This is a genomic window from Methylobacterium sp. CCH5-D2, assembly GCF_001556475.1.
Classification (GTDB): Bacteria; Pseudomonadota; Alphaproteobacteria; order Rhizobiales; family Beijerinckiaceae; genus Methylobacterium; species Methylobacterium hispanicum.
Genome location: NZ_LSIX01000861.1, coordinates 24,759 through 37,059 on the forward strand (window position 1 = coordinate 24,759; position 12,301 = coordinate 37,059).

A 12,301-nucleotide genomic window follows, 5' to 3' on the forward strand; every position below is an offset into this window, starting at 1 on the left:
ACCGGGACCGGCACCACGGCGGGACCGCCGGAACCGATCCATCCCGCCGCGCGCCTTCTTCCCGCGCGATCCGGGAGCCGGGCGTGCGAACCCGCCGCACAGCGGATCCGCGTCGCGACGACGGCCGTGGCCGTCGCATCGGGACAAGACCCTGATGAGGCCGCTTATACAGCAAAGCTTAGCCGCGAGATAGGGCCGTCCCTGACTTGGCTTTGCGCGCGGGCGACCTGCTCTGACTTCGGCTCGAGGCGGCTATGCTACGGGAGCGTCACGGTCCTCGGTAGGTCGGACGATGCGACCCGCGCCCCTTCCGCCCGCTCACCGCGGACTGACCGGGCGCGCCGTCCAGGTGCCCCAGTAGACCGGGCGGCCGTAGAGGGTCGAGTCGGCGCTGCCGTCGCGGCGCGGGGCGAGCCGGTCCAGCCAGGTGAGGAAGCCGGACTTGGCCGACAGGGCGTCCGGCACGTCGAGGTTCCCGTAGCGGTCGGTCATCCAGTAATGCGCCACCCGGCTGAAGCGCCCGCTGCCGTCGCCTCCCGAGCGCAGGCCCAGATAGGCCGGCGAGCGCTGGGCCGAGACCGGCTCCGAGAACAGCTTCAGGGCGGCGAGCGCGTCGAGCGTGAGGTCGGCGCTGTACTGCACGCAGATGTCCGGCACCGGGCCGCCGGGCGCGTTGGCCGGGCGACGGCAGGAATAGGAGATCACCCAACGGTCCATGCCCCGGGCCTTGGCGGCGCGCACCATCGTGCCGGGCGGCAGCGCCGCCATCAGGGTGCGGGGCGCCGACCAGACGCGCGCGGCGCCGAGGTCGCGGCTGGTGCGCAGATAGAGGGCCGTGCGCCGCCGCGGCGCGGGCTCGCCGCAATCCTCCGGCATCACGTCGGTGTAGACGTAGTGGTAGGTCTGATCGATCACGCTGATCGAGCCGCTGAGCCCCTGCGCGTCGAGGCGCTGGGCAGCGCAGTTGCCGACGACCGGCCGGCCGCCCTCGTCGAGCACGGCGGCCGGGGGCGCGCCGGCCTCGCGACGCCGGTCCGCGCCCTTGCCGGTCCCCTTGCCGGCGCCCTCGCCGAACGGCACCCAGGCGACGCCGCCGTCCGGGCCGCGGCTGCGGATCTCGAAGCTCTCGAAGTCGTAGGTGCGGGCCTGCACCTGGACCCGACGCGCCGCGTCCCCGCCGCCCACCGTCGAGATCAGGAAGACGTGATAGTAGGCCTCGCCCGCCCAGTCGCGGCCGGCGACGACGATCGGGTTGCGGGCGGCGACGCCGTGCTCGGTCTCGGGCCCCGGTTCGGCCGGCGCGTCCCGCCCGCGCCGGGCGCGGCGGGACTGGGGCTTCTCCGGCTCGGCCTGCCGCTCCCAGAGGCGGGGCACGGCCGGCGGCATCGTGGTGGCGAGCTGCTCGAGGCCCCGGCCGGACTGCACCGCGCCGGAATCCATCGGGTCGGTGGCGCGCCGCGCCTCGCAGGCCTCCCCTCCGCGGCGCTCCTCGGCCGGCGTCTCCCCGTGGTAGATCACCTGGAGCGGACCGGCCGTGCTGCCGCTGCCGAGCCGCAGGATCTGGACGCCGCGCGCGAAGGCGCAGGGCGGCGGCGCCCAGTAGACGCCCTCCGCCTCGGATCCGTCTCGGCAGATCTCCAGCGCCCCGCCGGCCGTGCGGAAGCAGGCCGGCACCGAGCCCTCGGCCGCCTGTGCGGAGGCGGGCACCGCGCCCGCCGGGATGAGGGCGCCCGCCAGGAGCCACGTCCGGATCCGCTGGGACCCGCGTCGGCGGCCCCTCGGCGCGCCGGCTTCGGGGGGCGGGGTTCCGGTTCTCTCTGCGCTCATCCTGCTGCCGTCGTTCCGCCCCGTCGGCGACGGGCGCGGCCCTGTAACGGCCCGCGATCCCATCCCGATCCGCCCCGCTTGTGGACGGTGCGGACGGCGCCCGAAAGATCGGCAGATCACGCAGGGAGCGGGCCGGTCACGCGGGCGGCGGGCGAGAGGCCCGGGACGGGGGCGGCGAACCGGGCGGCCCCTCGCAAGTTGTCGCTGGTCAGTGGGGCCGCGCGAGCCCCCGGATCGGAGTGCTCAATGGATATCGCCGTCGACAAGGTCAGCGAGATGATCGTTCGGCTCAGGGCCGTCGAGGTGAAGGAGGGGCCGACCGACCCGGATTCGGGCTCGAACCCGATCGACGACGGCGCGACGGACGTGCTCGTCGGCGGCACCGACGACCAGACGGAGCGCGAGATCCGCGACGTGATCGCCAGCCTCAACGACGACGAGCGGGCCGACCTCCTGGCGCTGCTCTACGTCGGCCGCGGGGACATGGAGCCCGAGGAGTGGGCCGACGCGGTGCGCTTCGCCCGCGAGCGGGAGGCCGCGGGAGAGGGCGCCGCGCGCGAGCTGCTCGGCGTGCCCAACGCCAGCGACCTGCTGTCCGAGGGCCTCGACCGGCTCGGCATCACGCCGGACCTGCCGCAGGATTGAGGCCCGCATCCGGGATGGATGAACCCGGAACCGCTCCCGCTCAGCCCTCTCGCAGGAAGGCGATCAGCGCCGCGTTCACCGCCTCCGGCTCCTCGTGCTGGAGCCAGTGGGTCGCCTCCGGGAACCAGCGGATGCGGCCCTGCTCGCAAAGCGCGAGGCTCGCCTCGGCAAGGCCCGCCTGCAGGGCGTGGTCGCGCCGGCCCCACAGGATCAGGGTCGGGGCGCGCACCCGCGGGGCGGGGCGCCGGGGCAGGCGGAGCGCCCTGTACCAGTCGAGCATCGCCGTCATGGCGCCGGGCCGGGCCCAGGCCTCGGCGTAGCGGTCGAGGTCTGCCGGCGTGAAGGCGCCCGGCCGGGCGGTGTCGGCCAGCGCTCGCCGCAGCACCGCGCCGCGGTCGGCGAGGAGCCGCCGCTCGGGCAGGCGCGGGATCTGGAACAGGGCGACGTAGAGGCTGCGCAGCCACTGCCCGGGATGGCGCCGGGCATAGGACGCGACGATGCCCGGATGGGGCGCGTTGAGGATCGCCAGCCGCTCGACCCGGTCGGGATGGAGGCTCGCCACCCACCACGCGACGAGGCCGCCCCAATCGTGCCCGACGAGGCGGAAGCGGGCATGGCCCAGCGCCTGGCCGAGCGCCACGACGTCGCCGGCGAGCCGGTCGAGATGGTAGGCCGCGATGCCCCCGGGCCGGGAACTCAGGTTGTAGCCGCGCTGGTCCGGCACCGCGAGGCGGAAGCCGGCCTCCGACAGCGGTCCGATCTGGTGGCGCCAGCCGTACCAGAACTCCGGAAAGCCGTGCAGCAGGATCACCGGCGGCCCGTCCGGGGGGCCGGCCTCGGCGAGGTGGAGGCGCGCGCCGGCCACATCGACTGTCCGGAAACCGGGCTCCACCATCGCGGCCTCCTCAGCCCGGCATCGGAAGCGGCGCGATGCGGGGCGGCGTGGTCGCGCCGGCCTTGCGCTCCAGCAGGCTCGGCGGCGGCACCGGCGCCGCGATCGTGCAGACGACGCCCCCCGGCTCGTAGGCGAGCTGGACCTCGCCGGCGAGTTCGCGCGCGAGGCCCCGCTCGATCAGGCGCGAGCCGAACCCGGTGCGGGTCGGCTTGGCGACGGGCGGGCCGCCGCTCTCCGACCAGCGCAGCGTCAGGCGGGTCTCGGGCCCGCGCGCGACCGACCACGCGATGGCGACGCGGCCGCTCTCGTTCGAGAGCGCGCCGTACTTCACCGCGTTGGTGCCGAGTTCGTGCAACGCCATAGCGATCGAGAGCGCGACCCGCGGCGGCAGGCGCAAGGGGGGGCCTTCCACGTCGAAGCGCGAGCGGCCGGGCTCGCTCGCGTCGAGCGGGCGGATCGCGTCGGCCACCACGGTGCCGAGTTCCGCACCCTCCCAGCTCTCGCGGGTGAGCACGTCGTGGACGCGGGCGAGCGCCAGCAGGCGCGCCTCGAAGGCCGCGCGCGCCGCGTCCGCCGCCGGGCCGTCGAGGCCGCGCAGCGACTGGCTGGCGATCGACTGCACCGTGGCGAGCGTGTTCTTCACCCGGTGGTTCAGCTCGTGGATCAGGAGCAGCAGGTGCTCCTCGGCGAGCTTGGCGTCGGTGATGTCCACGTTGCAGCCGGTATAGCCGAGGAAGCGGCCGGCATCGTCGAGGCGCGGCACGCCCTCGCAGCGCAGCCAGCGCGTCGCCCCGTGCCGGTCGATCACCCGCATCTCGGTCCGGAAGGTCTGGCGCGCCGCGAAGGCGTCCGAGAAGGCGCCCGAGAAGGCCTCGAGGTCGTCCGGGTGGACGATGCGGTGCCAGCCCGAATTCGCGAGGTCCGCCGCCGGGATGCCGAAGAGGTGGTCGAAATGCATGTTGACGAAGCTGACCTCGGCGGTCTCGTCCGTCATCCAGATCAGGGCCGGGGCGGAATCGGCCATGTGGCGGAAGCGCGCCTCGCTCTCGCGCAGGGCCGAGAGGCCGCGCCGGGTCTCGTCGAGGGCGCGGTCGCGCTCCGCCTCGCGGGTGCGCAGGCGGAGAGAGGCGTCCGACAGCACATCGCCGAGCCGCCGGATCTCGTGCACCGGCGAGGCGATGCGGGGGATGGCCTGTCCCCGCGACAGGGCCGGGCCGGAGGCCGCGAGCTGGCGCAGCGGCCGCGAGACCCGCGACCACAGGTTCACCGCGAGCAGCGAGGAGGTGGCGAGCACGAGGAGCCCGAAGCCGCCGAAGGCCCAGGTCCAGCGGCGGGTGCGCGCATCCACCAGGGTCTTGGGGATGCTGGCCCCGACGGTCCAGCCGGTGAGCCGCGAGCGCGCCTCCACCACCATGACCGGCCGGTGCTGGCGGTCCTTGCCCTCCCAGACGCCGGGTGTCTCGCTCTGGACCTGGCGGAGCGTGGCGAGGCGCTGGCGCCCCACCACGGCGGCCGGATCGGGCAGGCGGGCGAGCACGCGCTGGTCGCGGTCGGAGATGCCGGTGGTCCAGCCCTCGACCACCTCGCGGGCGAGGATCCCCTGGAGGCGGGCGAGCGGCGCCCGGAAGCCGAGGATGTAGGCGACCTCGCCCTCGACCTGCACCGGCACCGCCACGGCGTAGCCCGCCTGGTCGGGGCTTGGCCCGGCGAGATAGCCCGAGACCATCGCGCGCTGGCTGCCGCTGGCGACCTCGGCGTCGAAGGGCATCGGGGTCACCGGCAGCGGCGCGCCGCGCTTGACCCCCGTGTTGACGAGCTGCTGCCCGTCCGGCCGGCGCAGGACGATGTCGAGCTCGATCGCGTCGCGCACGAGGCGCGCCTGCGCGTCGAAGGCCTCGAAGTCGCCGGCCTTGAGCCGCGGGGAGGTGGCGAGCGTCTGCAGAACGGAGACCAGCCCGGCGGTGTCGCGATCGACCGAGAGGGCGATGCCGCGCACGTTCTCGCGGGCGTCCTGCTCGAAGCGGGCGCGCTCGGCGGCGGCGTAGCGCATCAGCAGGATCGCGGTGAACAGGAGGCCGGGACCGATCAGCGCCACCACCAGCGCCACCAGGTAGAACTGGGTCGAGAAGCCGTTGCGGCCGAGCCGCCCGAGCCAGGCCCTGCGCGCCGGAATCGTCTGCGCGGACGGGTCCGCGGGCGTCTGCGGGTGCGGGTCGGTCTCCGGGCTCACGCACGCCCCCGCGGGTCACGCCCGCTCTCCGGCGCCGGCATCGATCGGGTTCCGCCCTTGAATCTCATTGCCGGCCCGCCGGTTGGTCAGCGGTCGATATGACCGAGATCGCGGCCCGGGTCGAGGCGGTCGCGCACGCGCTGCTTCAGCGCCTTGACGTCCGGGAAGCCCCCGTCGCGCACGCGCTCCCACACGATCTCCCCGCCGACCGCGATGCTGAAGGCGCCTCCGGTCGCCGGGACCAGCGCCACCTCGCCGAGGTCGTCCCGGAAGGTCGAGAGCAGCTCCTGCGCCATCCAGGCCGCCCGCAGCAGCCAGTTGCAGCGGGTGCAGTAGGTGATGGCGACGCGCGGTCCCGGCGGTCGGGGCTCGGGCGGGGCCGTCGTCGGATCCTGAGGCTCCATCCAGGGACTGCGCCTCGCGACGGACGGATTGTCAACCGTTCGGACATTTCGCCCGCCGCCGTCGCGCGCCCGGGAAACGCGCGGGACGCGTCCGGGAAGCGTCCGGGAAGCGCACGAGACGCCTTGACGGCACCGCCCGCCGCGCCCTAGAAGGCCGCCATCCGGGCCGCACGGCGGCCCCGGCAGGCCCCGGGCACACGCCCCGGGCCCGGTACGGACGGTTAGCACAGCGGTAGTGCGTTCCCTTCACACGGGAAAGGTCGCAGGTTCGATCCCTGCACCGTCCACCATATCCTCCCCCGACCCGATCGACACAAAGCGGAAACCGCCGTCCGCTAGAGGCCGCGCCATGAACGCGCCTCACCCCGTCGGACCCGTCCTCCCGCAGGCCTGCGGCCGCGCGGCACGCTGTTCGGCTCGGCCGTCCCGGTATACCGTGCACCCGATCGGCCGCTGAGAGCCCGAGGATCATGAAGGCTCACGGCGACGCGCGCGATATCCCACGTCCGCCCCGCAAGGGCCCGTTCCTGCTGGCGGCCGCGCTCGTCCTCGGGCTCGTCGGCTGGGGCGGCTACGGGCACTGGCGCCAGGCCGAGGCCGCGGCCGAGACCCAGCGCAAGGCGAAGAGCTTCGTGCCGCGCCTGCGCACCGCCGGCGCGCAGCGCACCGAGAAGCCGATGGACCTGACCCTGCCGGGCGAGACCCAGGCCTATGCCCGCGCGGCGATCGCGGCGCGCGCCACCGGCTACGTCGCCGAGCGGCGGGTCGATCTGGGCTCCCGGGTCAAGGCGGGCGACGTGCTCCTGCGCATCGCCGCGCCCGACCTCGACCAGCAGCTCGCGCAGGCCGAGGCGCAGGTCGGGCAGATGCGGGCGCAACTCCTCCAGGCCCGCGCGCAGGTCGATCAGGCCCGCGCCAACGTGAACCTCGCCAACGCCACCAACAGCCGCACCTCGACGCTGGCCACGCAGGGCTGGGCCTCGCGCCAGACGGCGGACAACACCCAGGCGAGCGTGCTGAGCCAGACCGCCACCCTCGCCGCCGCCGAGGCGGGCGTGAAGGTCGCGGAGGCGAACCTCAAGGCCCAGGAGGCGACCGTCGACCGCCTCAAGGCGCTCACCGGCTTCAAGGACGTGGTCGCACCCTTCGACGGGGTGGTGACCACGCGCAGCGTCGAGGTCGGCGACCTCGTGCGCGCGGACGGGGGCGGCACGCCGCTCCTCAGCATGGACCGGGACGACGTGCTGCGCATCAGCGTGAACGTGCCCCAGAACGCGGCGGTCGGGGTCAGGCCCGGCGTCGAGGCCGCGATCCGGGTGCCCCAGATCCCGGACCGCACCTTCCGGGGAGTGGTCGAGCGCTCCTCGGTGGCGCTGCTGACCGCCTCCCGGACGCTGACCACGCAGGTCGACGTACCGAACCCGGACGGGGCGCTCAGGGCCGGCCTCTACGTCTACGTCACCCTGCAGATCCCGCGGACCGAGCCCGGCGTGACGATCCCGGCCGAGGCGCTGGTGTTCAACCAGCGCGGCACGCAGGTGGCGCTCGCCGGAGAGGACGGACGGGTCGCGTGGCGCAGCGTCCGGGTCAAGCGCGATTTCGGCCAGACCATCGAGGTCGATCAGGGGCTCGAGGGCCGCGAGCGCGTGGTCCTGAGCCCGCCGGCCGACCTGCGGGACGGCCAGGCCTACGAGCGCGGCGACGAGCCGGAGCGCGACCGGCCGATGCAGGCGGCGAACGGGTAGGGGACCGGGATCCGGGGCGGGGCGCCCCCGCTGCGGTGATGCGGCGGGTCAGGCGCCGGACGACCCGGTCATCGCGCCCGCGTTCATCAGGCCCTGCGGATCGACGGCCCGCTTCACCGCCTCGATCAGGGCGAGGCGGGCCGGGTCGCCGTAGCGCGCGAGCAGGCCGCGCTTGAAGCGGCCGATGCCGTACTCCGCGCTGAAACTGCCGCCGAGGTCGATCGCCACCGCGTAGACCGCGTGGGCGATCCCCGCATCGACCGCCGCGGTGTAGGCGAGCCGGTCGCTTCCCGCCGGCACCATGAGATTGAAGTGGATGTTGCCGTCGCCGACATGGCCGTAGAACGACAGGCGCGTCCCCGGCGCCTCGGCCTCCACGAGCGCCCGTGCCCGGTCCAGGAAGCGGGATACGGCGGAGGTCGGGACCGCGATGTCGAGCTTCACCGACCCGCCCGCGTGCTTCTCCGCCTCGGGGATCGTCTCGCGGATCGTCCACATCTCGCGCCGCTGCCGCTCCGACTGGGCGAGCACCGCGTCCTCGACATGGCCGGCCTCCATCAGCGCCTCCAGGGTCCCCAGGAGGATGTCGTCGAGGGGGATGCGTTCCGAGGAGGCCGAGAGTTCGAGCAGCACCGCGCCGCCGGGACCGGCCGCGAGCCCGAGTTCGGCGCCGCGCATCTCGGCGACGAGCGCCAGCGACGAGGCTGAGATGAGCTCGAAGGTCGAGGCGAGGTCCGCGGTCTCCCGGCGCACCAGGGCCGCGATCTCGGGAATGGGCGCGTCGGCCGCGAGCTGCATCCAGGCCGTGGCGCGCCGGGTCTGGGCGGGCCAGAGCTTGAGCACCACGCCGGTGACGATGCCGAGCGTGCCCTCGGCCCCGATGAAGAGCTGCTTCAGGTCGTAGCCGATGTTGTTCTTGCGCAAGGTCCGCATGTCGGAGAGGAGCGACCCGTCCGGCAGCACGACCTCCAGGCCCAGCACGAGGTCGCGCGTCATGCCGTAGCGCAGCACCTGCAAGCCCCCGGCATTGGTGCCGACATTGCCGCCGAGGCGGCAGCTGCCCTCGGCGCCCAGGCTCAGCGGCAGCAGGCAGCCCCGGGCCTCGGCGGCGGCCTGCGCGTCGGCCAGAATGGTGCCGGCATCGCAGGCGAGGGTGAAGCCGGTGGCATCGACGTCGCGGACCCGGTTCATCCGCTCCAGGCTCACGACAAGCTGCCCGCGGCCGGGCTCCGGCGTGGCGCCGCCGACATAGCCGGTGTTGCCGCCCTGGGGCACGAGGCCGAAGCCGAGGCGGCCGGCGAGGCGGACGATCTCCTGGACCTCCCCGGTCGAGCGCGGGCGCAGGACGCCCGGGGTCTGCCCCCGCATCAGGGCGCGCTGGTCATGGGTGTAGCGGGTCAGGCTGTCGGCATCGGTGACGAGGCCGCCCTCGCCGAGCAGCGCGCGGAAGGGTTCGAGGCCGGCGGAGGACAGGTCTGGCATCCGGATGGGGTGGCTCGCGGCAGGTCACGGGCAGGGCCCGCGGGCAGGGCCGGAGGCGGACGCCCCCGCGCCGACGCCCGGCGGGCACGGCGCGTCACTGTATCGGGTCGGATCCGGGCCGCAACGGCTTCGGCGCGCTCCCGCGCGACGCCGCGCTCACGGGTGCGGCGTCGGCCCGGCGGGCTCCTCGAGCAGGAGCATCAGGGTCAGCTCCGCGGTGAGCGCGCGCGCGCCGCCCTCGGCCTCCACCGTCGCGCCGAGGCGCAGCGCCGCCTTGCCGCCCGGCAGCGCGCCGACCCCGTTGAGCGTGAAGACCGCGCGCACGCGCGTGCCCGCCCGGACGGGGCTCAGGAAGCGAACCTTGTCGGCGGCCATGTTGAGCACCGCCCGCACGCACGGGTGGGCCGGCAGGGCCTCGCCCACCGCCCCGCCGAGCATCGACAGGGTGAGGTAGCCGTGCGCCACCGTCCCGCCGAAGGGCGTCTCGGCCGCGGCCCGCGCCGGATCGACGTGCACGAACTGCCGGTCCCCCGTGGCCTCGGCGAACCGGTCGATCCGGGCCTGATCGACCAGGGTCCAGGCCGAGGCGCCGACCTCGGTGCCGACCCGGCCGCGGAGGTCGGCGAGGAAGGCCTCGGTGCCGGTCGGCGGGGCCTGCCCGGCGCTGTCCGGCTCGGGCCGGGGGAGGGTTTGCGCGCGCGTCATTCCGGATGTCCTTTGGCCGCTATGGCGACCGCCAGCGCCCCGGCAGGCCACCGTTCCGTCCGGCAGGTGCCCCATCAGATCTGACGCAGCACGAGGCTCGCGTTGAGGCCGCCGAACGCGAACGAGTTCGAGATCGCCGCCGGGATCGGCATGGGGCGCGCCTCCACCGGGATCGCGTCGATGTCGAGGTCGGGATCGGGATCGGTCAGGCCGGCGGTCGGCGGCGCCAGGGCGTGCGTCATCGCCAGCACGGTCGCGACGGCCTCCAGCCCGCCGGCCCCGCCCAGCGCGTGGCCCGTCACCGCCTTCGTCGAGGAGACCGGGGGCGGGGCGCTGCCGAAGACCGAGCGCAGGGCCTGGACCTCCGTCAGGTCGTTCGCCCGCGTCCCCGTCCCGTGCGCGTTGACGTAGGCGATGTCGGCCGGTGCGAGGTCGGCCTCGGCCAGGGCCGCGCGCATCGCGCGGGCCATGCCGTCCGCCGAGGGGGCGACGATGTCGCCCGCATCCGCGCCCGCGCCGAGGCTCGCCACCGCGACCTGCGGCCTGCACCCGCGCGCGCGGGCATGCGCCTCGCGCTCCAGGATCACGATGCCGGCGCCCTCCGCGACGACCAGTCCGTCGCGGTCGCGCGAGAACGGGCGGCAGCCCGTGCGGCTCATGATCTTCATGGCGTTCCAGGCCATCAGCGTGCCGCGGGAGAGCGGCGCCTCGGTGCCGCCCGTGATCGCCACATCGACGATTCCGGCGCGCACGAGCTGGGCCGCCACGCCGATCGCCTGCGTGCCCGAGGCGCAGGCGCTCGCCACCACGAAGCACGGCCCCTGCGCCCCGAACGCGATCGAGACCCAGCTCGCCGCGGAGCTGCCCATCGCCCGCACCACCGAGAACGGGTGCGGCCGCTTGTTCTCCACGAACAGGCGCTCGTACTGGGTGTCGAGGCTGGTGAGGCCGCCGCCGCCGTTGCCGATCACCACCGCGACGCGCTCGGGGGCCACGGAGCCCGGCGCCAGGCCGGCATCCGCCATGGCCGCGCGCGCGGCCGCGACCGCCAGGAGGGCGTTGCGGTCGCAGGCGCCGGGCATCGGGATCGGCAGGTCGGAGAAATCCGCGGCGACCGGGATCTCGGCGGCGATGACGCCCGACTCCGGCAGCGCGCGCGCCGGGGTGAAGACCGGGCGGCCCGCGACGAGGCTCGACCAGAAATCCGCGACGGTGAGACCGCAGGGGGCCGCGACGCCCAGGCCGGAGACGACGACGGCACTCACGCGGTGCGGGCCTTGCGCGCGAGGGCGCTCCGGATCAGCGCGACGACGTTGCCGAACGTCATCTCGCCGACGGGCTGCTCGTTCGCGTTGAAGTTCAGCTCGATGCCGAACTTGTCCTCGATCTCGAAGACCAGCTCGACGAAGTCGAGGGAGTCGATCTGCGCCTCCTCCAGCCGGGTCTCGGTGTTCCAGTCGGCGTCGGCCGTCTTCAGATACTTCTTGGCGATCTCGAAGACGCTGGTGACCACCTCGTCGCCGGCATCGGATCCGATCTGGGCGGCGGGTAGGATCGCGGCGGTAGCGGCCATGTGAGAACTCCTCTCGCAAGAACGAGATCAGTTTCAATATTCGGTCGTCATTCCGCAAGTCGTTTATTGGATGTCGAATGTTGAATGGTGTTCATAGTAAATCTCAATGCTCAACTAGCGGTTGTTTCGATTCGCGCTTCTCCCGCGGCGCCGGGTGGCGGCGATCCCTGCCGGGACGAATCGTGTGGGGCCAGGGCGCAGGACGGGCGGCGCTGCGGTCGCTGCGGTCGCGGATCGATCCCGCAGGCGCGGGACCGCGCGCGCCGCGCGAGCGGACGGCGCCCCGGCCCGAGGCAGCGCCGAGCCGGCCCCGGGCTACATCGCAGGGACGGGGTCGCGGAGGCGAGGTGTCGTCAGTTCACCCGGACCAGGAGCTTCATCTTCGGGTGGATGCCGCACAGCACCAGGAAGGTCCCGGATTTCCGGAACACGATCGGCGTGCGGCTGCCCGGTGCCTGATCACCGGAGTCGAAGGTGAAGGCCTCCGACTCGATGTAGACGTGGTGCAGCAGGTCGCTGTCGTCGTTGACGATGGTGACCGTGTCGCCGCGCCCGACCACGAGGCTGCCGGGCTGGAAGGCGCGCCCCTTCTGGGACACGACGTAACCCTCCGGCCCCGCGAGCGCGAGCGCGGCCGTCACCAGGGCGCCGGTCGTCATGCCCGCGGCGAGCGCCAGGGCGGGGAGGGCGAGGCGTCGCGGGAGCGGGCGCATGGGGGCGTCTGGCAAAACCTGTCGGGAGTGTCAGCATAGCGGAGGTGCGATTGATGAAATGTTGTCGTGCTGCGACGCCGTG

11 protein-coding genes and 1 tRNA gene are annotated in these 12,301 nt (G+C 74.2%); 3 read left to right on the forward strand and 9 right to left on the reverse strand.

Going from position 1 to position 12,301, the window contains the following annotated elements; translation table 11 throughout:
• Positions 1–318: 318 nt before the first annotated feature.
• Positions 319–1,707 carry a hypothetical protein gene (locus tag AX737_RS22785; RefSeq protein ID WP_245293491.1) on the reverse strand — a complete coding sequence of 463 codons (1,389 nt, stop codon included), beginning with the start codon at positions 1,705–1,707 and terminating at the stop codon, positions 319–321.
• Between the two features lie 366 nt (positions 1,708–2,073).
• On the opposite strand from AX737_RS22785, the gene AX737_RS22790 reads away from it, so the two are divergent.
• Positions 2,074–2,472 (forward strand): DUF3775 domain-containing protein, encoded by a 399-nt coding sequence (locus tag AX737_RS22790; protein WP_066925193.1) that lies wholly within the window; start codon positions 2,074–2,076, stop codon positions 2,470–2,472.
• Between the two features lie 40 nt (positions 2,473–2,512).
• On the opposite strand, the gene AX737_RS22795 is transcribed toward AX737_RS22790, so the two are convergent.
• From AX737_RS22795 to AX737_RS22805, 3 genes are all read right to left on the reverse strand, one after another.
• Positions 2,513–3,367: an alpha/beta hydrolase gene (locus tag AX737_RS22795; protein ID WP_066925197.1), complete on the reverse strand. Its 855-nt coding sequence runs from the start codon at positions 3,365–3,367 to the stop codon at positions 2,513–2,515.
• Between the two features lie 10 nt (positions 3,368–3,377).
• A complete protein-coding gene (locus AX737_RS22800; protein ID WP_066925267.1) occupies positions 3,378–5,540 on the reverse strand; it encodes an HWE histidine kinase domain-containing protein in 2,163 nt (720 codons plus the stop codon).
• A 143-nt stretch (positions 5,541–5,683) separates the two neighbouring features.
• Positions 5,684–6,001 (reverse strand): SelT/SelW/SelH family protein, encoded by a 318-nt coding sequence (locus AX737_RS22805; RefSeq protein ID WP_066925200.1) that lies wholly within the window; start codon positions 5,999–6,001, stop codon positions 5,684–5,686.
• Positions 6,002–6,216: 215 nt separating this feature from the next.
• Here AX737_RS22805 and AX737_RS22810 point away from each other — a divergent pair.
• Positions 6,217–6,291: transfer RNA gene (locus tag AX737_RS22810), tRNA-Val, on the forward strand.
• 180 nt (positions 6,292–6,471) lie between these two features.
• Positions 6,472–7,746, forward strand: coding sequence for an efflux RND transporter periplasmic adaptor subunit (locus tag AX737_RS22815; protein WP_066925203.1), 1,275 nt, complete (start codon positions 6,472–6,474; stop codon positions 7,744–7,746).
• A 48-nt stretch (positions 7,747–7,794) separates the two neighbouring features.
• On the opposite strand, the gene AX737_RS22820 is transcribed toward AX737_RS22815, so the two are convergent.
• The 5 genes from AX737_RS22820 to AX737_RS22840 all read right to left on the reverse strand — a co-directional run bounded on the left by AX737_RS22820 (position 7,795) and on the right by AX737_RS22840 (position 12,219).
• Positions 7,795–9,228 (reverse strand): FAD-binding oxidoreductase, encoded by a 1,434-nt coding sequence (locus AX737_RS22820; RefSeq protein ID WP_066925206.1) that lies wholly within the window; start codon positions 9,226–9,228, stop codon positions 7,795–7,797.
• A 156-nt stretch (positions 9,229–9,384) separates the two neighbouring features.
• Entirely contained in the window at positions 9,385–9,933 is a 549-nt protein-coding gene (locus tag AX737_RS22825; protein ID WP_066925209.1) for a MaoC family dehydratase, read from the reverse strand.
• Positions 9,934–10,007: 74 nt separating this feature from the next.
• Positions 10,008–11,198, reverse strand: a complete 1,191-nt coding sequence (locus AX737_RS22830) for a beta-ketoacyl-[acyl-carrier-protein] synthase family protein (protein ID WP_066925212.1) — start codon at positions 11,196–11,198, stop codon at positions 10,008–10,010.
• Positions 11,195–11,506, reverse strand: a complete 312-nt coding sequence (locus AX737_RS22835; protein WP_066925215.1) for an acyl carrier protein — start codon at positions 11,504–11,506, stop codon at positions 11,195–11,197. Before AX737_RS22835 ends, AX737_RS22830 begins: the two co-directional genes overlap by 4 nt.
• A 353-nt stretch (positions 11,507–11,859) precedes the next feature.
• Entirely contained in the window at positions 11,860–12,219 is a 360-nt protein-coding gene (locus AX737_RS22840; protein ID WP_066925218.1) for a plastocyanin, read from the reverse strand.
• Between the last annotated feature and the right edge of the window lie 82 nt (positions 12,220–12,301).

What these genes read in the sequence shown, in the direction of transcription:
- AX737_RS22795 (WP_066925197.1), bottom strand. Translation starts at nt 3,367, where the DNA reads ATGGTGGAGCCCGGTTTCCGGACAGTCGATGTGGCCGGCGCGCGCCTC.
- AX737_RS22820 (WP_066925206.1), bottom strand. Translation starts at nt 9,228, where the DNA reads ATGCCAGACCTGTCCTCCGCCGGCCTCGAACCCTTCCGCGCGCTGCTC.
- AX737_RS22805 (WP_066925200.1), bottom strand. Translation starts at nt 6,001, where the DNA reads ATGGAGCCTCAGGATCCGACGACGGCCCCGCCCGAGCCCCGACCGCCG.
- AX737_RS22825 (WP_066925209.1), bottom strand. Translation starts at nt 9,933, where the DNA reads ATGACGCGCGCGCAAACCCTCCCCCGGCCCGAGCCGGACAGCGCCGGG.
- AX737_RS22835 (WP_066925215.1), bottom strand. Translation starts at nt 11,506, where the DNA reads ATGGCCGCTACCGCCGCGATCCTACCCGCCGCCCAGATCGGATCCGAT.
- AX737_RS22840 (WP_066925218.1), bottom strand. Translation starts at nt 12,219, where the DNA reads ATGCGCCCGCTCCCGCGACGCCTCGCCCTCCCCGCCCTGGCGCTCGCC.
- AX737_RS22815 (WP_066925203.1), top strand. Translation starts at nt 6,472, where the DNA reads ATGAAGGCTCACGGCGACGCGCGCGATATCCCACGTCCGCCCCGCAAG.
- AX737_RS22790 (WP_066925193.1), top strand. Translation starts at nt 2,074, where the DNA reads ATGGATATCGCCGTCGACAAGGTCAGCGAGATGATCGTTCGGCTCAGG.